The 18,297-nt window shown below is 46.2% G+C and carries 23 protein-coding genes and 1 pseudogene; 20 read left to right on the forward strand and 4 right to left on the reverse strand.

The genetic code is table 11. From position 1 onward, the window contains the following. Positions 1-42 precede the first annotated feature (42 nt). The 3 genes from AC5W14_RS11430 to AC5W14_RS11440 are packed head-to-tail and all read left to right on the forward strand — an operon-like array spanning position 43 to position 3,779. Positions 43-1,221, forward strand: a complete 1,179-nt coding sequence (locus AC5W14_RS11430) for a hypothetical protein (RefSeq protein WP_496194455.1) — start codon at positions 43-45, stop codon at positions 1,219-1,221. Positions 1,222-1,236: 15 nt separating this feature from the next. After that, a complete protein-coding gene (locus tag AC5W14_RS11435) occupies positions 1,237-2,469 on the forward strand; it encodes a metal-dependent hydrolase family protein (RefSeq protein WP_496194456.1) in 1,233 nt (410 codons plus the stop codon). A gap of 11 nt (positions 2,470-2,480) precedes the next feature. Beyond that, positions 2,481-3,779, forward strand: a complete 1,299-nt coding sequence (locus AC5W14_RS11440) for a M20 family metallo-hydrolase (protein WP_496194457.1) — start codon at positions 2,481-2,483, stop codon at positions 3,777-3,779. Positions 3,780-3,814: 35 nt separating this feature from the next. Here AC5W14_RS11440 and AC5W14_RS11445 read toward each other — a convergent pair whose 3' ends face one another. Next, positions 3,815-3,964 carry a hypothetical protein gene (locus AC5W14_RS11445; protein WP_496194458.1) on the reverse strand — a complete coding sequence of 50 codons (150 nt, stop codon included), beginning with the start codon at positions 3,962-3,964 and terminating at the stop codon, positions 3,815-3,817. Positions 3,965-4,095: 131 nt separating this feature from the next. Further along, the gene (locus AC5W14_RS11450; protein ID WP_120191636.1) at positions 4,096-4,326 is read right to left on the reverse strand and encodes a DUF896 domain-containing protein; all 231 of its coding nucleotides are present in this window, start codon (positions 4,324-4,326) and stop codon (positions 4,096-4,098) included. A 140-nt stretch (positions 4,327-4,466) separates the two neighbouring features. On the opposite strand from AC5W14_RS11450, the gene AC5W14_RS11455 reads away from it, so the two are divergent. The 8 genes and pseudogenes from AC5W14_RS11455 (at position 4,467) to AC5W14_RS11490 (ending at position 10,664) form a co-directional block, all read left to right on the forward strand. Beyond that, positions 4,467-5,366: an acetamidase/formamidase family protein gene (locus tag AC5W14_RS11455; protein ID WP_496194459.1), complete on the forward strand. Its 900-nt coding sequence runs from the start codon at positions 4,467-4,469 to the stop codon at positions 5,364-5,366. A gap of 104 nt (positions 5,367-5,470) precedes the next feature. Continuing rightward, the gene (locus tag AC5W14_RS11460) at positions 5,471-5,731 is read left to right on the forward strand and encodes a hypothetical protein (RefSeq protein WP_496194460.1); all 261 of its coding nucleotides are present in this window, start codon (positions 5,471-5,473) and stop codon (positions 5,729-5,731) included. An 18-nt stretch (positions 5,732-5,749) separates the two neighbouring features. Next, positions 5,750-6,487 (forward strand): SDR family oxidoreductase, encoded by a 738-nt coding sequence (locus AC5W14_RS11465; RefSeq protein ID WP_496058213.1) that lies wholly within the window; start codon positions 5,750-5,752, stop codon positions 6,485-6,487. A 164-nt stretch (positions 6,488-6,651) separates the two neighbouring features. Beyond that, positions 6,652-7,668: a LacI family DNA-binding transcriptional regulator gene (locus AC5W14_RS11470; RefSeq protein ID WP_496194461.1), complete on the forward strand. Its 1,017-nt coding sequence runs from the start codon at positions 6,652-6,654 to the stop codon at positions 7,666-7,668. 95 nt (positions 7,669-7,763) lie between these two features. After that, positions 7,764-8,468: an extracellular solute-binding protein gene (locus AC5W14_RS11475; protein WP_496194485.1), complete on the forward strand. Its 705-nt coding sequence runs from the start codon at positions 7,764-7,766 to the stop codon at positions 8,466-8,468. Further along, positions 8,431-8,595: pseudogene (locus AC5W14_RS11480) on the forward strand (carbohydrate ABC transporter permease); the annotation flags it as partial. The gene AC5W14_RS11475 and the pseudogene AC5W14_RS11480, both read left to right, overlap by 38 nt. Positions 8,596-8,643: 48 nt before the next feature. Further along, on the forward strand, positions 8,644-9,699 hold the full coding sequence (locus AC5W14_RS11485; protein ID WP_496057763.1) for a Gfo/Idh/MocA family protein: 1,056 nt from the start codon (positions 8,644-8,646) through the stop codon (positions 9,697-9,699). Continuing rightward, on the forward strand, positions 9,696-10,664 hold the full coding sequence (locus AC5W14_RS11490; RefSeq protein WP_496194462.1) for a sugar phosphate isomerase/epimerase family protein: 969 nt from the start codon (positions 9,696-9,698) through the stop codon (positions 10,662-10,664). The genes AC5W14_RS11485 and AC5W14_RS11490 overlap by 4 nt, the downstream gene beginning before the upstream one ends. Positions 10,665-10,737: 73 nt before the next feature. Here the strand turns inward: AC5W14_RS11490 and AC5W14_RS11495 are convergent, their stop codons facing one another. After that, positions 10,738-11,223, reverse strand: coding sequence for an acyl-CoA thioesterase (locus tag AC5W14_RS11495; protein ID WP_496057761.1), 486 nt, complete (start codon positions 11,221-11,223; stop codon positions 10,738-10,740). 320 nt (positions 11,224-11,543) lie between these two features. Between AC5W14_RS11495 and AC5W14_RS11500 the strand changes: the two genes are divergently transcribed. Then, positions 11,544-12,221, forward strand: a complete 678-nt coding sequence (locus AC5W14_RS11500; RefSeq protein ID WP_496057760.1) for a hypothetical protein — start codon at positions 11,544-11,546, stop codon at positions 12,219-12,221. Positions 12,222-12,375: 154 nt separating this feature from the next. On the opposite strand, the gene AC5W14_RS11505 is transcribed toward AC5W14_RS11500, so the two are convergent. Beyond that, on the reverse strand, positions 12,376-12,972 hold the full coding sequence (locus AC5W14_RS11505) for a hypothetical protein (protein WP_496194463.1): 597 nt from the start codon (positions 12,970-12,972) through the stop codon (positions 12,376-12,378). Between the two features lie 348 nt (positions 12,973-13,320). Between AC5W14_RS11505 and AC5W14_RS11510 the strand changes: the two genes are divergently transcribed. From AC5W14_RS11510 to AC5W14_RS11545, 8 genes are all read left to right on the forward strand, one after another. Beyond that, the gene (locus AC5W14_RS11510; protein WP_496194464.1) at positions 13,321-14,358 is read left to right on the forward strand and encodes a hypothetical protein; all 1,038 of its coding nucleotides are present in this window, start codon (positions 13,321-13,323) and stop codon (positions 14,356-14,358) included. Between the two features lie 15 nt (positions 14,359-14,373). Continuing rightward, the gene (gvpJ, locus tag AC5W14_RS11515) at positions 14,374-14,643 is read left to right on the forward strand and encodes a gas vesicle protein GvpJ (RefSeq protein WP_496057757.1); all 270 of its coding nucleotides are present in this window, start codon (positions 14,374-14,376) and stop codon (positions 14,641-14,643) included. A 102-nt stretch (positions 14,644-14,745) separates the two neighbouring features. Then, positions 14,746-15,012 (forward strand): gas vesicle protein GvpO, encoded by a 267-nt coding sequence (gvpO, locus tag AC5W14_RS11520; RefSeq protein ID WP_342768742.1) that lies wholly within the window; start codon positions 14,746-14,748, stop codon positions 15,010-15,012. 5 nt (positions 15,013-15,017) lie between these two features. Next, the gene (gene gvpN / locus AC5W14_RS11525; RefSeq protein ID WP_496194465.1) at positions 15,018-16,172 is read left to right on the forward strand and encodes a gas vesicle protein GvpN; all 1,155 of its coding nucleotides are present in this window, start codon (positions 15,018-15,020) and stop codon (positions 16,170-16,172) included. Positions 16,173-16,184: 12 nt separating this feature from the next. Beyond that, a complete protein-coding gene (locus AC5W14_RS11530; protein ID WP_496057755.1) occupies positions 16,185-16,946 on the forward strand; it encodes a GvpL/GvpF family gas vesicle protein in 762 nt (253 codons plus the stop codon). A gap of 1 nt (position 16,947) precedes the next feature. Further along, positions 16,948-17,199: a gas vesicle protein GvpG gene (locus AC5W14_RS11535; protein ID WP_496057754.1), complete on the forward strand. Its 252-nt coding sequence runs from the start codon at positions 16,948-16,950 to the stop codon at positions 17,197-17,199. A 13-nt stretch (positions 17,200-17,212) separates the two neighbouring features. Then, on the forward strand, positions 17,213-18,076 hold the full coding sequence (locus AC5W14_RS11540) for a GvpL/GvpF family gas vesicle protein (protein WP_496194466.1): 864 nt from the start codon (positions 17,213-17,215) through the stop codon (positions 18,074-18,076). Further along, positions 18,063-18,293, forward strand: coding sequence for a gas vesicle protein (locus tag AC5W14_RS11545; RefSeq protein WP_120191656.1), 231 nt, complete (start codon positions 18,063-18,065; stop codon positions 18,291-18,293). Before AC5W14_RS11540 ends, AC5W14_RS11545 begins: the two co-directional genes overlap by 14 nt. The last annotated feature ends 4 nt before the right edge of the window (positions 18,294-18,297 follow it).

Consider the following 18,297-nt stretch of genomic DNA (forward strand, 5'->3'; position numbering starts at 1 on the left):
TCTTATAGTTTTAACATTCAGACTTATGAAGGAGGAACCGACATGGAGCCCATTTTTATTGCGGTCATATTAATCGCTATTATTGCCCTTGGAGAAGTGCTTTCTTTATCTTCGCGGGCAAAAATCCCCACCCTGCTTGTGGTGGTCGCTTCTGTTTTTATACTGCTCCAGACAGGGATCCTGCCGGAATCCTATATAGAAGCCTCCAATCTGGTGGCATTTGGCGGCATGCTTGTGCCTGTCCTTATTGTTCACCTCGGAACGATGATTCCCCTGACCGTTATTATTAAACAGTACAAAGCCGTCTCCATCACGCTGATTGGACTGGTTATTTCGGTAGCGGCGATGCTTGCTATTATTACGCCGCTGTTTGGCTACGGGACGGCGGTCGCTGGTGCCGGGCCGCTGACAGGCGGTATCATTGCCTATATCGTTACATCGGAAGGACTGGCGGAAGCAGGACTTGTAACGCTTGCGGCTATTCCGGTTGTCGTGTTTACGCTTCAGAATTTAGTCGGTATGCCGCTGACGTCGGTACTGCTGAGCAAATACGCACATACAATCCGTGAGGATATTTATAACGAGGAATACTTAACGGAAGGCGACGAAGCGCTGAAGGAAAGCGCACTGTCTTCCGAACAGCCGAAGAAAATGCTGTTTCCGGAAAAGTACATGAAAAGCAATTTCTTTCTATTATTTCTACTGTTTGTCGGCGGTGCTCTTGCCGTCTGGCTGGACGGACTGACCGGTATTAATAACAGTATTTGGGCGCTTGCGATAGGGATTACGGGAGCGGCGTTTCGTTTTTATCCGGAGCGTACGATGGATAAGGCAAACAGCTCTGGTATTACAATGGTCGCGCTGATTGTCGTCGTTGTTAATTCACTCGTCGGCGTCACGTGGGATCAGGTCGTTGCTTCCCTGCTGCCCGTTCTCTGCATTATTCTCATTGGTACAACCGGCCTGATCCTGGGCGCTTTAATCGGCGGGAAACTGTTTAAATGGAAGCCGACCAAATCGATTCCTGTTGTCCTGACGGCACTTTACGGATTTCCGGGTGATTATTTAATCGTGGAGGAAGTCAGCCGCAGCGTCGGTCGCAACGAAGCAGAAGAAAAACGCATCATGAATGAACTCGTCGCCCCCATGCTGATCGGTGGATTTACTTCTGTTACCGTAGGTTCAATCGTTATTGCGAGTATTCTCATTCAAACTATTTAAAGGAGCGGATTACACATGGCATATACGCTTATTAAAAACGGAACATTAATCGACGGAACGGGAGCGGAACCGGTCCGGGACGTTTCTGTATTAATCAAAGACAACCACATCGAACAATTAGGTGAAATCATTACAGCACCGGAAGACACAGCGGTTGTTGATGCCGATGGAAAATACATTCTGCCTGGTCTGATTGATACCCACGTCCATATGGCCCTGCAGATTAAAAACGTACAGGAATCCATTTTAACGCCGTTTTCCTACCGGTTTTACGAAAGTATTCATTACCTGCAGCGCACGCTCAATACAGGCATTACCTCTGTCCGCGATGCGGGTTTTGCAGATACGGGGATGAAGAAAGCCGTTCAGGACGGGCTTGTCAAAGGACCGCGGATGCAGGTAAGCATCAACCCGCTTACTATTACCGGCGGTCACGGCGATAACTGGAATCATTCCGGCGTGGATACGACTCCGCAGACGTATCCGGGCATGCCAAGCGGTATCTGTGATGGAAAAGAAGAAGTACGTAAAGCGGTCCGGGAAATGCTCCGTGCCGGAGCGGATGTCATTAAAGTACATGCGACCGGAGGCGTGACGAGTCCGACCGACCATCCGGAATTTACGCAGTTTTCCCAGGAAGAGCTGGAAGTGATGGTAGAGGAAGCGCACTTCCGAAAAGGGATCAAGGTGATGGCCCACGCCCAGGGTGCCGAAGGAATTAAGAATGCGATCCGGGCCGGTATTTATTCGATTGAACACGGCATTTATATTGATGACGAAGTGATAGAGCTGATGCTTGAGAACGGTACGTTTCTCGTGCCGACACTGCTGGCCCCGCTGTCCGTGCTCGAAGCCGGGGAAACGGACGATTCCATGGCCCCTTACGCGGTGGAAAAATCAAAAGAAGTATTTGAAACACATAAAGCAAGTATCGCTAAAGCGTATAAAGCAGGCGTGAAAATTGCAATGGGAACGGATGCCGGCGTTATGGCGCACGGAACCAACCTGCGTGAGCTCGGGCTGATGTGCGACATCGGCATGACGGAAATGGAAGCCATCACGGCTACGACAAAAACCGCTGCTGAATGTCTTGGCTGGGAAAAAGAATTGGGTACAATAGAAACAGGAAAGCTCGCGGATGTGATTATGAGCAGAACGAACCCGCTGGAAAATATCCGATCGCTGGAACAGAGCGAAACGATCTGCTTTGTTATGAAAGACGGAGCCATTTACAAAAATCAAAAATAGCAGGTGAGCGCATGCATACAGACAACTGGAATTTATACGAAACGCTGCTTAAGAATTACCGTACAGATTATTCCTATGACGGTATCAGCGGAGAGCGAATCGCCTCCCGTCTGCACGCCCTCTCTGAAATTGGTCTGACGGAAAGCGGAGGCAGCTATCGGCTTGGGTTTTCCAACGAAGAACGACAGGCGAAAGATCTGGTTATCGGCTGGATGAAGGACGCCGGGCTGTCGGTAACCGAAGATGCGGCCGGCAATGTATTCGGCCGCCTTGAGGGAAGCAATCCGGATCTTCCTGCGCTGCTAAGCGGATCCCATGTAGACAGCGTGCCGGAGGGAGGCCATTTTGACGGTCCGCTCGGGGTGCTGTCATCGCTTGAAGTGGCAGAGGCCTGGAAAGAAACCGGGTACGTGCCGAAACGAAGCTATGAAGTAGTGATTTTTACAGATGAAGAAGGCGCCAGGTTTAATAACGGATTAACCGGCAGCCGGGCGATGACGGGTGAAATAGATCCATCCATACAAAGCGGTCTGGCCGATCAGGAAGGCAGGGGATTTGCGGAAGTGCTCCCGGATGTAGGCCTGACGGAAGAAGGCTTTTATCAGTCGGAACGCAGTCTTTCCGACATCGCCGCTTTTGTAGAAGTGCATATCGAACAGGGCACCCGGCTGGAACAGGAAGATCTTCCGGTCGGCATTGTGTCCGGTATCGCCGGCCCGAGCTGGCTGGAAATTTCCTTTACAGGAAGCGCGGGGCATGCCGGGAATACCCCTATGGGGGAACGACGGGATGCACTTGTCGCGGCCGGAGAGTTTGTACGGAGTGTACCGGACATTCCCGGTACGGTGAGCGCGACAGCAGTTGCTACCGTTGGAAAGCTGAACGTATTTCCGAACGGAGCCAATGTCATCCCGGGCCGGGTCGAGCTGGTGGTGGATATTCGTGATATTGAAGAAGAAACGAGAGACAATGTCGTCCGGCTCGTTATGGAAGCCGCCGGGAAAGCAGCAGCTTCCTGCAATGTTGACTGCGAGCAGCAGCAGATACTAAAAGTAAAGCCGGTGCCGATTGCCGACACCGAAAAGCAGATGCTGGGGGATGCACTAAAAGCATGCGGCCTGCGGGCAGTGGAAATACCGAGCGGAGCCGGCCATGACGCAATGATCGTCGGCCACCATATTCCAGCGGCGATGCTGTTTGTAAGGAGCAAAGATGGCATCAGCCACAACCCGGCTGAATGGACCTCGTTAAACGACGGGGTGCAGGGTGTGCATGTATTAAAAAAGTATATCGAATCGATGGATCAATAAAACAGGCTGTCCCGCTTTCCATGGGACAGCCTGTTTTATTGATATGTCTTTTTAGTCAAACTGGCTTTTTTAAATACAACAGCCAGCAGCAGAAACGTAATCGGAAAAATAACGGCGTAGTCAATGATGCCGATATTTCTCAGCTGCATACTGCCCGTTACAGGTCCGGAGAGGCCGGTATTCATCGGTTTCTTTATTTACTAACATTCCATTTAAAAAGAACATTCCCTCTCTAAAAAAGCAGCTTTAATAAAAACATCCCGCGGCCAAATAGGCCGCGGGATGTTTAAAGCAACTGGAAATACTATTTTAATTCTTAGTGGTATAGTTTAGTCACGCCTTGAGCTTCTCTTAGTTTATCGGGAGTAACATCATTTCCAAGCGGATCTTTCACCGTGGTTTGAAGCAGGGTCGCGTCACAGGCACCTCGGACGGCTTGAAGGTACTCTTCACGCAACTGCCTCTGCTCGGCTTTTTCTTCCGCGCTGAGTCCCGTCCTTTTGGATTTGTTGGCTAACTCGTTGATTCTCGGTAAAACAGCAATCATGTGAATTCCCCTTCCTTTAGTAATTGATACCCTTACTGGGTATGTGTTTATTATAATAGATAAATCCGCAGAATGCAATACATAGGAAGCGGCTGAGATTTTTGCTATACTATCCGTATAAAAACAAAGGAGGCAGGCATATGGAAACGCTGACAAAGGAAAACATGTTCTACAGCTTCTCAAAGGACCGGGAAGCGGCTGTAACCGTTCCTTCAGGCACAACGCTTACTCTGGAAACGTATGACTGTTTTGAAAATCAGGTAACAGAAGAAGGGGACAATTACGGAGAGATTGACTGGGACCGCATCAACCCCGCTACAGGACCAGTTTACATAGAAGAGGCGGAACCCGGTGACTGCCTCAAGGTGACAATTGATAAAATTGAGCTCGCGGACTACGGCATGATGGCGGTAGGAAAAGGACTCGGTGTGATGAAAGAGGAAATGGAAGATCTGGTATTTAAAAAGATACCCCTCCGGCAGAACAAAGGCGACTTCGGCTACGGGATCTCCCTGGATTTGAACCCAATGATCGGAGTTATCGGTGTTGCACCGGAAGGAGAAGCTGTTTCGAACGGAACCCCGGGAGACCATGGCGGCAATATGGATAACAAAAAGATAGAAGAAGGGGCTGTGCTTTATTTTCCAGTTTCGGCACCGGGTGCTCTGTTCGGCCTTGGGGACATGCACGCTGCGATGGGAGATGGAGAAGTCGGCGTGACCGGAATTGAAGCCGCGGGACGCGCCACGGTGACCTTCGAAGTGATTAAAAACAAAAAGCTTTCTATGCCGCTTCTTGAAAACGAATCGGAGATTGGCGTCATTTCTTCCGCCCCCACGCTTGAGCAGGGGATTCACCGGGCGACTTCCTTTTTGGCCGGCCTGTTAGCCCGTGAAAGCGAAATGGACAAAAACAATGCCGTAATGTTTCTCAGCGCTGCCGGACAGGTTGAGGTCTGCCAGGTGGTGGATCCGCTTGTTACCGTCCGGATGATGCTGCAGAAGAAAGACCTTGAACCGCTGAATATCACGTTTCCTTAATAAATAAAGACGGCCTGCCTGTAAAATGGCAGGTTTTTTTATGCTTTATTTAGGTTAATATACATATATAGAAAATAATGACAGCTTTTGAAAAGGAGAGTTCGATGCAGAAGTGGAATGTGATTTATATTATCTTTGCTTTTGTAGGAGCTGCTTTAATTTTACTGGATTTAGGAAATATCATTACATTAACAGAAAATGCTAATTTGTTTTTGGGAGGATTTATCCTTGTCCTTGGATCTATCCTGCATATTAAAAAAGAAAAACAAAAGGATATAGAAGAGGACGGGGCTCTTATTGACGAAAAGAAACAGGAACGGGATCGTTATTTCGAGAATAAGCAAAGTGTCCGGAACCATGAATAAAAAAGCAGGAGGGATAGTATCGACAGGAACCGTGCAGTCATTACAGGAGTGAGCCGCACTAACGGAATTGGGGCGGCGATTTGCAGGGAGCTTGCATCCAAAGGAGTAGATATCTTTTTCGTCTACTGGCAGAGCGAAGACGGATTTGCCGCCGGACTGGAACAGGAAATACTGGAGGCCGGCGTATCCTGCAGAAGCATGGAACTTGACCTGTCTCTGCCGGACGCTGCCGAAACGCTGTTGGATGCAGTGTACACTGCTTTTGGACCGCCGGACATTCTCGTCAACAATGCGGCTTATTCCACAAGGGACGGTTACGAGAATCTTACACCGGAAATTATTGACCGCCATTATGAAGTGAATATGCGGACGACCATGCTGCTCAGCACCACGTTTGCTAAACGGTTTCAAGGTTCAGAAGGACGGATCATCATTATGACGTCCGGACAAGAGCAGGGACCGATGCCGGGAGAGCTGGCTTATATTGCTACGAAAGGGGCCCTGTCTGCATTTACCCTTTCCTTTTCGGCAGAAGCGGCACCGCTTGGCATCACGGTTAATGCAGTAGATCCGGGCCCGACGGACAGCGGATGGATGGATGAACAGACGAAAGCGCTGCTGGAACCTAAATTCGGGCGTGGTCGTCTTGGCAGGCCCGGCGACGCGGCCCGTCTGGTTGCTTTTTTGGCCGGAGAGGAGGCATCCTGGATTACCGGACAGGTTATTCATTCAGAAGGAGGATTTCTTCGCAGCTGAAGGAATCCTTTTTTATTTCAAAAAATTTTTACCAGGGAAAGCGCTTTATACATTAGGCTTTTTTTGTATATACATGTTTAATGTTAAAAAAAGTAGTTGCAAAAATTGTAAGCGTTTTCTATAATGAAAATTGTACAAACCGAAACGTTTTGGAGGTTGAGGGAATGGTTACAATTAAGGATATTGCGAAAGCCGCTAATGTTTCTGTCACTACTGTTTCCAGAGCCTTGAACGGATACGATGATGTGAATGAAAAAACACGCAGGCGTATTAAAGAGGTGGCCGAGAAGATGCAGTACAGCCCGAATATAACAGCAAGAAGGCTGGTGACGAACAAATCAAGTACGATTGGGCTTCTGACGTCAAGTTCATTTCCATCCAACCCGAAAGATACGTTTACAATGGATGTTATTTCCGGCGTGAACGAGTACGCAAGCTACGCAGATTACGACATGATTTTGTTTCAATCTGAGTTTGCGAAGCGGCGGGGCAAGACGTACCATCAGCTTTGCAGCGAGCGTCAGATCGAAGGCGTTATTTCGCAGGGCCTTGCCCACGATGATCCGTTTCTTCAGCAGATGGAAGAGAGCAGCGTACCGTGTGTTTTTATCGATCATCCTGTGGAAAATGAAACCACAAGCTTTGTGTCTACAGACAATGCGGTGGGCGCAAGAGAGGCGGTGCGTCATTTAATTTCGCTCGGGCACCGGCACATTGCTTTTATTAACGGGGATGATGAAGCTTACATAAGTCACGAACGACTAAAAGGCTACAAGGAAGGCCTGCAGGAAGCAGACATTGCTTTTGATGAAAAGAAAGTAAGGCTTGCCTATTTTAATGAAGAAGAAGCCTACGCAAGATCGATTGAACTGCTTGAAGAATATCCGGAAACAACGTCTATTTTCTGTTCAAGCGATCTGATGGCGATGGGGGTTATGAAAGCGGCTTATCAACTGGGATATGAACTGCCGGATGAATTATCGATTGTCGGCTACGATAACCTTGTTGTATCCCAGTATACAACGCCTGCCCTGACAACCGTGCATCAGGATAAATACAAAATGGGAAACATGGCCGCCGAGCTGTTAATTAATCGGCTGCTTGGCAGGGAAACAAAGACTAAAGTGATTATACCAGGATCGCTTCTTGTCCGAAAATCCACCTGTCCTCCAAGACATTAAAAGGAGGGCAGCTTTGACCAAAAACCGAAACGTTTTGGATTTTAACGAAAAAAAGAAAACAGGGAGGGTTTGCGATGAAGATGTTACCTGCAGCAATGGCAGGAGTGCTCGTTTTTCTAGGCGGGTGTGCCTCTGTCGGTGGAAATATCGGCGGAGGGGACGAGGAAGTTACGATCACTTACGCCCGCGGCACCGACACTACTCCGGCAACCGATGCAATGCTTGCCGCGTTTGAAGAACAAAATCCCAATATCAATGTAGAAGTAAGGGAAATGCCGCCCGATAGCGGCGCGGCACATAATCAATATGTAACACTGATGAGCAGCGGCAGTCCGGAGATAGATATTTTTGCTTCCGATGTTGTGTGGCCGGCTGAATTCGGTCAGGCAGGATATGTACTGCCGCTTGATCGTTTGATTGAACGAGATAATGTAGATCTGGATGCTCATTTTCCGGCGACGATTGAATCCGGATCGCTGAATGGACGACAGTATGCACTGCCTTCTTATACTGACGCAGGTATTTTATATTACAGGACGGACATTGTAGAAGAGCCTCCGGAAACGTGGGAGGAGCTTGAAACGATGGCCGCGGACCTGCAGGGCCAAGGCGGCACGAGCTTTGGGTTTGCTACCCAGGCTTCTCAGTATGAAGGGCTTGTAACCACGTCGATGGAGTATATAAGCGCTTATGGCGGCCAGGTTATTAATGAAAATCAGGAAGTAGTCGTTAATTCACCGGAAGCCATTGCCGGTATTGAAAAAGACGATTCCCGTAGGGATTTCCTTCTACCAGAGTGAATTTACGGTACCATGGGGAGACATTACTGCCGCAACGGTTATCGTGACGATTCCCATCGTTATTCTCGTTTTAATTTTCCAACGCCGCATTGTTGCTGGATTAACGAGCGGATCTGTGAAAGAATAACATCATAAGAGTCAAAAAATACTAACTATTTAAAAGGGGTTTTGCATGATGGGTAAATTAAAGGTTGGCATCGTTGGATGCGGAAGCATCGCCAGAGAGCGTCACATTCCAGAATATCTGGCCGGAGGAGAAGTAGAAATTGTGGCGGTCTGTGATCTGGTGGAAGAGCGGGCTCAGGAAGTAGAAACGAAATTTAACATTTCCGTTCAGGTGTACACGGATTACCAGGAGATGCTGAAGCAGGAACCTTCCATTGAGGCCATCAGCGTATGCACGCCTAACTATATGCATGCCCCTGTATCGATAGCCGCACTGGAAGCAGGAAAGCATGTTCTTTGTGAAAAACCGATGGCTACTTCCTCCCAGGAAGCACAGGATATGATAGACGCCGCAGAGAAAAACGGCACGAAGCTGATGGTGGGCCATAATCAGCGGCTCGTTCCTTCCCACGTGAAAGCAAAAGAGCTGCTGGAAGAAGGAGCGCTCGGTAAAATTTACAGTTTTCGTACAGTATTCGGCCATGGCGGCCCGGAAGGCTGGAGCATCGACGGAGCGGACAGCTGGTTTTTCCGTAAAGAGGAAGCGTTTATCGGCGCGATGGGAGATCTCGGCGTCCATAAATCTGACCTGATTCAGTTTCTGTTTGACGAGCCGGTAGCAGAAGTCGGTGCATTTGTGGAAACCGTAGCAAAAGAAAACACCACCGTTGACGACAACGCTGTCTGCGTATTGAAAATGGAAAGCGGTATTATCGGCACGCTGACAGCGAGCTGGTCCTACAAGCCGTTTGAAGACAATGCCACCGTAATCTACGGTGAAAAAGGTATGCTCCGCCTGGAGGATGACCCACAGTATTCTCTTATTGCTGTCTACACATCAGGGGAAACGATCAGCTATGACCTGGGAGGCATTCAGACGAACGCGGCGGGCGGCCAGGAAAATTCCGGTATTGTAGACGCATTTGTCGAAACCGTCGTAAAGGGTACACCGATTCCTATTACAGGAGCGGACGGCAAACGCGCATTGGATGTTATTCTGGCAGCGCTGGAATCCAGTCAGGAAAAAACCATCACCTCAGTAAGAAAGGCAGGCGTCACTCAATGAAAATAGGAGTATTTACTGTACTATTTAATAATGATTCATTTGAAGACATGCTTGATAAAGTAAAAGCCGCCGGCCTGGATGCGGTAGAGCTTGGTACCGGTGGAAATCCCGGCAGTGCCCACGTGGATCTGGAAGGTCTTCTTCAAAACGAAGACAAAAGAAAACAGTTCAAGGAAGCGCTCGATATGCGCGGTTTGTCTGTCAGCGCCTTCAGCTGCCATTCCAATCCGATTGCGCCGGATAAGGCGTATGCACAGGAGTCAGATGACGTGTTCCGCAAAACGGTGCAGCTTGCTCAAATGTTTGATGTGTCCGTTGTTAACAACTTTTCCGGCGTAGCCGGTGCGGATGATAACGCAACGCTTCCAAACTGGCCGGTAGCCCCGTGGCCGCAGGAGTACAGCGATATTTACAATTGGCAGTGGGAGAAGAAGCTGATTCCTTATTGGAAAGAAGCAGGCGCTTATGCGAAAGATCATGGCATTAAAGTAGGCATCGAGCCGCACGGCGGCTTTCTTGTACACACCCCGTATACCGTACTTAAGCTCCGCGACGCTACATGCGATGCGGTAGGCGCCAATTTCGATCCGAGTCATATGTGGTGGCAGGGAATTGATCCAGTAGCGGCTATAAAAATCCTGGGTAAACAAAACGCGATCCATCATTTCCACGCAAAAGACACCCATATTGACTGGGAAAATGTAAACATGTACGGTTTGACGGATATGCAGCCGTATCATAACGTACAAGAGCGCGCCTGGACGTTCCGTTCAGTCGGCTGCGGCCACAGCCTGCAGGAGTGGAGCGATATGATCAGCACGCTTCGTAAGTTCGGCTATGACGATACAATCAGCATCGAGCACGAAGATCCTTTAATGAGCGTTTCGGAAGGTTTTCAACGTGCGGTCGATAATCTCCGCAGCGTAAATATTGTAGAAAAACCATCCGATATGTGGTGGGCTTAAATAACAAACTCCCTCCTGGCTTTCTGCAGGAGGGAGTTTTTGTAACGATATTAATAGGAAGAGATTGGATTCATCAGGCATGGCTGTTGTATACAGAAGCCCGTTTTTTCCGATGTTCTTTCCGGGCAGGGGCAGAATCGAAAAGCCGCTGTTCTTCCTCTGTTTCCGGGGCTGCAGCGGGAACGGGAATAGGATCACCGCTTTCATTAACGGCAACCATTGTCAGAAAGGATTCCGTCGTAAGAGCCGTAGTGCCGGTTGTCACATCAATCGACTGAACCTTCACATAGACTTCCATAGACGTTCTTCCCGTTGCCGTAACAAAAGCCTCCAGCTCAAGGATATTTCCTACCTTCGCAGCTGATACAAAATCAACAGAGTCGATGGAAGCGGTCACGACAATACTATTGGCGTGTTTCATTGCCGAAATGGCTGCAATTTCATCAATGTAGGCAAGAACCTTGCCGCCGAATATAGATTCCAGATGATTGGTATCCGGTGGAAGCACAAGGCGGGTCTGGGTGGAGCGGGAGCGGTTTACGGCACTGTAATCGGACATATATGTTCTCCTTTGGTAAAAATAGTGATAACGTAAATTTTATAAGAAAATAGAAGGGGAAGCAAATGGTGGAAAAATCAGAAATATCCTATTATTAGTCAAATAATACGTCTTACATATTAATAAAAAGAGGTAAATGCCTTTATTCTATAAATTTTATAGATTTATTATACATATTTTTAATTCCTATTATATCAATGGGTTTAGAGATTATATAACATAATATTTTCAGAAAACGCAAGAATTGAAGATTAAATGTTGGACAAAAGGGTAATGGTGCTTAATGGCATAATAAATAAGATGAAGGACGGTGCATTCAATTGGCTGAAAAAAATAACAGTAATAAAGTTACTTACGCATTAATGGCTGTAGGCAGCCTGGTAGGCGGAGCCCTCCCGATGGTAAGCAGAGAAACAACAAAAAGACTTCAACAGAAAAAAGAAGATGCGAAAGAAAACATGAAAGACAAAAAGAATCCTAAAACAAAAACAGCAACAATTAAAAAAAGCGACGACACTAAAAAGAAACCTTCTAGTAAGGCTAAAGAGAATGGAGAGAAAGACAACGTGAAAAAACCAACAGATAAAGCAAAAAAAGGTACAGAGGATACAAAGAAAGCAGTAAAGAAAAAATCATCAGGAGCAAAAGAAGGAACAAAGAGCACTGCTAAAAAAGCGAAAAACGGTGCAGGCAAAACGGCTGAAAAAGCAAAAAAAGCAGCACCTAAGCCGGTAAAGAAAGCTGCCGACAAAACGAAAAACACAGCTAAAAATGCTAAAAAAGCCAAAAAGGCCAATGATGCAGCATCAGCTGCTTCAGCTATTCCGGAAAAAGTAAAATCATCGCTCGGTACAGCAAAGAGTAAAGTCGGCGGTGGCCTTGTAGCAGCAAAAGGCAAAGTCGGCGATACAATGGTCAAAGCCGGCCAGAAAATCCAGGGTACGGAAGAAGAGGAAGAGAAAGAGAAAAAAGGCGGCTTGTTCAAAAAAAAAAATTAAAAAATAAAGACAGCAAAAAATCTAAAAAAGCCAAAGAAGCTGAAGAGCAGGAGCGCCTCGAGTCTGAATCAGAAGAGAATGAAGAGCACGAAGTTTTTGATGAAGAGACAGAATGGCTTGAGGAAGAAGAAGTAGAAGAAGAAAAGTATGACGGCTACGAAGAAGAAGACGACGAAGAAGACGAAGAAGCTGAAGACGAAGAAGAAGAAGACGACGAAGACGAAGAAGAAGACGAAGCTGAAGAAGAAGAAGACGAAGAAGAAGACGAAGAGGAAGAAGAAGACGAAGAAGACGAAGAAGAAGAAGAAGAAGAAGAAGAAGCTGAAGAAGAAGAAGCTGAAGAAGAAGAAGAAGCTGAAGATGAAGAAGTAGAAGACGAAGAAGACGAAGAAGATGAAGAAGATGAAGAAGAAGACGAAGAAGCAGAAGACGAAGAAGTAGACGAAGCTGAAGAAGAAGAGGATAATGATAAGGAGAAGGCAGAAGAGGAGCAGCCCAAAAAGGCATCCTTTAAAAAGCCAAACCGTATTAAAAAGCCTTCAACGGGAAAAACCCAGCAGCCGCTTACCGAGCAGGAAACAGATAAAGACAACAAATCGGTAACAAAAGAAGAACCTAAGACAAAAACCCGGACGACCGCTTCTGCAGCTAAATCCGCTTCCGACAGCAAAAAGGCATCGTCAGCATCATCGAGTAAAAAACAGTCGTCTGCTAAATCCGATTCTAAAAAAAAAAGTAGCGACGACGCCATCGAAAAAGTTGAAGCCTACTTCAAAGAAGAAGTAGCAGAACCGTTTCAGACGATTTCAGCAACAGACCGCAAAAATGGTTGGAAAGTTCGTTTGGAAGTAGTGGAATCAGAAGAAAAGCAGGACAATAAGGTGATAAAAAACATTGTACTATACGATGCAAATATCAATGATAACTTGAATATCACTTCATACCGCAAGATCTCTGAGCGTTCCACACAGATTCCAGAACTTTCATAAGAAACCATTCAAATGAACTAGATTAATAAATTACTCATCGGGTATGGTAGTAGAGCGGCATGCATACTCAGCTGAGTAAGCTTTAACCACGAGAGGTGGTGGTGCATTATATGGTAAGCTGGAAGAAAAATAAGAATCTTAAGCGCTTTGCGTTAATGTATTCTAATTATTTAACAGAAGGCGCCGAAAAAGAGAAGCGCAGAACCTTTGATATTGCAAACACAGATGATTCTTCCAGTTCCTCAGATGAAGAAGGCTTTCTGGACAAAGCGAAAGACAAAGCCAAAGATCTGGTACCGGGAACACCTTCCGGCGGAGAAGAAAATCAGCCGGAAGAAGAGAACGAAGACAGCGGCGAAGAATCGCTGTTCGATAAGGCGAAAGATAAACTCTCATCCGACAAAGACGACGATAAGGATAAACAAAAAGAGGAAGAAGATCCTTCTCTTTTGGACAAAGCAAAAGACACTCTGGCATCCGACGATTTAAAAGGTGCCAAAGAGCGGGTGCAGAACGTCACAGACGGCAAACCGCTGGAAACAATAAAAGACTTAGCTTCCGGTGACGAAAGCACGATTAACGAAGTAAAACAAGAAGCAATTGGTTATGCTAAGGATGAAGCAAAAAACCATCCGAAAGCGAGGAATGCAGCTGCCGCTTCTATCATTGGAAAGAAATTCTACGATACGTTCGAAAAAATGCGTATCGCTAAAGAAGAAGCCAAGGAAAAAGTTGCCGAACTCAAGGAAGGTCTGGAAGATGCCGGTGAAGAAGTAAAAGAAAAGCTGGATGAATTTGCTGATGAATTCAAGGATAAAGCAGCGGATGCCAAAGATGAATTAAAAAACAACTCGCTTACCGGCGATAAGGACTCGAAAGGAGGGAAAAAAAAGAAGAAAGGCCCCACTATCAAGGGGGCCAGTGACATCAAAGGGATGAAAGACATCCATAAAGGCGTCAGTGACATCAAGGGATACAAAGACATCAAAGGACCTGACAAATTGAAGGGTGTCAGCGATATTAAGACATCAGCAAGCAACCTCAAGAGCAGCACGGATCTCAAGGGAGCAGACAGCATCAAGAGTGCCCATAACATCAAGAGTGCAAAAGATCTCAAAGGCATAAAAGATATTAATACTTTCACTTAAAGGAGTGACGCAACAATGGCAACATTGGAAAGAAACTCAGATTCTTCAAGCTTGGCAGAAGTTATTGACCGTATTTTAGACAAGGGTATTGTAATCGACATCTACGCTAAAATCTCGCTCGTAGGTATTGAACTTATCACAATCGAAGCTCGTATCGTAATCGCCAGTGTAGACACATGGTTGAGATATGCTGAAGCAGTCGGCCTTCTTAGAGACGATGTACAAGCTGAAATAGACGAAGACGCGGACGTAAGCGACCGTTCAAAGCAGCTTAACTTCGCATAATTCATTCTAAATAAACCCAACCTTCCCCATACGCGCATGCGTATGGGTTCTGGGTTTATCACCAATAATAGATAGAGCCGCAGGCGGAAAGCAGGGATAACCATGGAAGAATTACTACAAAAAGTAACAACGTTTTTTGAAAATTATGTACTTCCTCCTTTTAAGATCACATCCGTTATTAATCATGACGAAGGATGGGATGTAGAAGTAGAAGTAATTGAAGAAAGCGAATATATGAAAAAGTATGCTAAAGACCAGTTGTTGGGTGTATATGAAGCGAAACTCGATAAGAATAAAGAAGTTGTATCATTTCAGCGTGTGAGTCTTCGTCCAAGAAGTACGCCATTAGATAAAGCAGAAGGGAGATAACACAGATGCCTGCAAAAGCAACGGAAGAACAATCCAAGAGTAAAACAGAGGAAGAAACATCCAACCCGAAAAGCAGCTCGAATGCCTCATCATCCTCGAACAAAGCCAAAGGCAGCTCGTCATCCTCATCCAGTTCAAAGAATACTTCGTCTGATTCAGCTAAATCATCGCCAGCCACCCGTTCAAAAAACACGAATACTACCAGCAGAAAAAAGAATCCTTCATCCGATCAGTCTGATAAGCAGGAAGCGGTCTATGATGAAAATGACAAAATGGTTCGAACATTCGAAAACTTTGTTCAGACGGAAGAGCTTCAAAGTCTGCTGGATCGTTCAGAACGTTATGTTCATGCTGGATTCCCGGTTCACTTCACAGGAGCTGCCGGTGTCGGTAAAACATCTCTTGCCCTGCAGTTAGCGAGCCGCCTCGGACAGCCGGTCGTACTGTTGAACGGTAACAGGGATTTATCCAACGTAGACCTTCTTGGTGGATATGTAGGCTATAAAAGCAAGCGCCTGATCGATAACTACGTTCGTACCGTGTATAAACGCGAAGACGAAGTAAAAGAGCAGTGGAGCGGTGGTCGTTTGTATGAAGCCGTAACAAAAGGCTATACCGTTATTTATGATGAATTTACACGTTCCATGCCGGAAACAAACAACCTGTTTTTATCCATTCTGCAGGAAGGTATTCTGCCGTTATACGGAGTAAAGCAGAGAGACACGTTTGTTAACGTTCATCCAGACTTTAAGATGATCTTTACAAGTAATCCGGAAGAGTATGTCGGCGTGTATGAAACCCAGGATGCGCTTGCAGATCGCCTGATCACGATTCATATGCAGGAACAGGATATTGACAGACAGGCAGAAGTGCTTGCAGACCGGACGGAAATATCCGAAGGCGATGCAAAAACAATCGTCAAAATCGTTTCGAGGGTAAAAGAGATTTGTAAAGAAGAAGACAAGCCATCACCAAGTTTCCGTGCCTCCGTTATGATAGCTGAAATAAGCAGCAAGAGTGATATTAACGTGAATACAAAAGATGATGATTTCTTCTTTGTATGCCAGGATGTGCTGGGCGCTTATATCTACGGAGCGAAAGGCCATAAGAGCAACGAAGAAACAGAGAAATTATTGAAGCAGGAACTGAAGAAGCTGTAGGAGGTAGCCGTTGTGAGTGGGAAAAAAGGGGTATATCTATTCTGTGTTATTGAAGCGGACTCCCCGCAGGAGTTCGGCACGATAACACTGCTGAAAAAAGAGAGAGATGTATACACGGTAAACCGCGACGGATACGCTATGGTCGTTGCCGATGCGCCGGTTGATGTATACGAACCAAACCGTAAGAACCTGAAGTCGCATCAGGATGTTGTTACAAAGGTAATGGAGCGGTACGATATTATACCGATGAGCTTTGGCAACGTGCTGGAAGGCAAAAAAGATGTTCATATTCTAATGGAAAAGCTTCAGGATCAATTCGATGAAATTTTTCCGAAAATCCGCAATAAATTTGAAGTAGGTTTAAAGATTATTGGGAAAAAAGAATGGCTGTCGGAGAAAGTAAGCCAGCAGCCGGGCATGAAAGAATTAAAATCAAAGGCGCAGTCCAAGCCTGAAGACGCAGCCTACTATGAACGGATGCAGCTGGGTGAATCCGCCCACAAATTTATGATCCGGCTTCATGAAGATTTTGAAAAAGAAGTGTTTCATCCGCTTGCCGATATTGCCGATGCTGCGAAGAGTAACGAAGTAATTAACGAACGGATGCTTCTTAATGCTGCCTTTCTACTTGATAAAGACCAGGAGGAAGCATTTGAGAAAAAGCTCAATGAGATTTATAATAAATGGATGGACAGTGCTGATTTTAAATACACAGGCCCCTGGCCGGCCTATAACTTTATAGATATTAAATTAACAGCAAAGGGTGCGACGTAATATGATAACCAAAGCATTCACTTGGCCCATCGATCTGCTGATTATGATCGGCAAGGAAGTCAAAGATGAAGTGGATAAGGAATATTACGATCTAAAGACCATCCAACAGAAACTGGCGAACCTGCAGATGATGTTTGAGATGGATGAAATACCCGAAGAACTTTACCTCGAACAGGAGGAGGAACTTCTGCTCCGTTACCGCGTAGCGAAAGAAATTGAGCAGCGGGAGCTGAGAGAAAGCCTGGAGGAATAAGGAGGAAACACAGGTGGAAGATACAGCACAAGCAAGCAATCAACTAATCTACTTGTATGCCTTCGTACCATCAGGGCAGTTTACTGACAACCCGATGCCGGAGCTGGAAGGTATTGAGCCCCCGGAAATGATACAGTACGAAGTACACGGCGATATTACCGCTGTGACCTGCCGCGTGCCGGAGGACGTTTACTCTGAAGCAAGGCTGCAGCGTAAAGTGGAAGATATGCAGTGGCTGCAGGTGAAAGCCTTTCATCACCATGAATTAATGAACAAACTGCACGAAAACTATACGGTTATTCCACTGAAGTTCGGCACCATATTTGAAACAGAAGACACGTTTCAGGCGATGATTTCCGAAAAAAAGGCAACCATCATGGAACAGTTTCAACGGCTGTCCGACAAAGAAGAATGGAACCTGAAAGTATATGCGGCAAAAGACAAGTTCATGAACAACGTTGTGGAAAACAGCGAAGAAATGGAACAGAAAAAAGCTGATATTGAAGCGATGCCGAAAGGCCGTCAATTTTTTGAGAAAAAAAAGCTCGCTAATTTTGCAGAAGAAAAAGCAATCGAAAAAATCAGGGATTACTGCCAGGAGCTCCATGATCATTTAAAGTCACTCAGTGAAGCAACCGACGTGAAGAAGAACTGGGAACGTAAAGTAACCGGACGTGACGAAGATATGAGCCTGAACAGCGTATACCTTGTAAATGCAGATGGGAAAAAGGCGCTGCTTGATTATGTGGAAGCAGAAAAACAGTACGCCGAGGATCATGACACCGGTTTTTATTTTGAAATGACCGGTCCGTGGCCGTCTTATCACTTCTCGGACTTCGCTGCGAAGGGGGAGGAAAAGGACAATGCGGGAAGATAGCCTCGATTTAAAAAATAAAGATATCACGCTTTTGGATATTCTGGACACGGTACTTGAAACAGGAGTAGTGATCCGCGGAGATTTAACCATCTCCATTGCCGATATTGAATTAGTATACCTTGATTTAAGTGTCCTTCTCGCTTCGGTTCAGAAGCTGGAGGATAACCGGAAACGCTCCCTCGTCGAAAACGAGAGAACGATCCAGGAAGTAAAATAAGGAG

Source organism: Sinobaca sp. TMA16-18 (assembly GCF_059510535.1).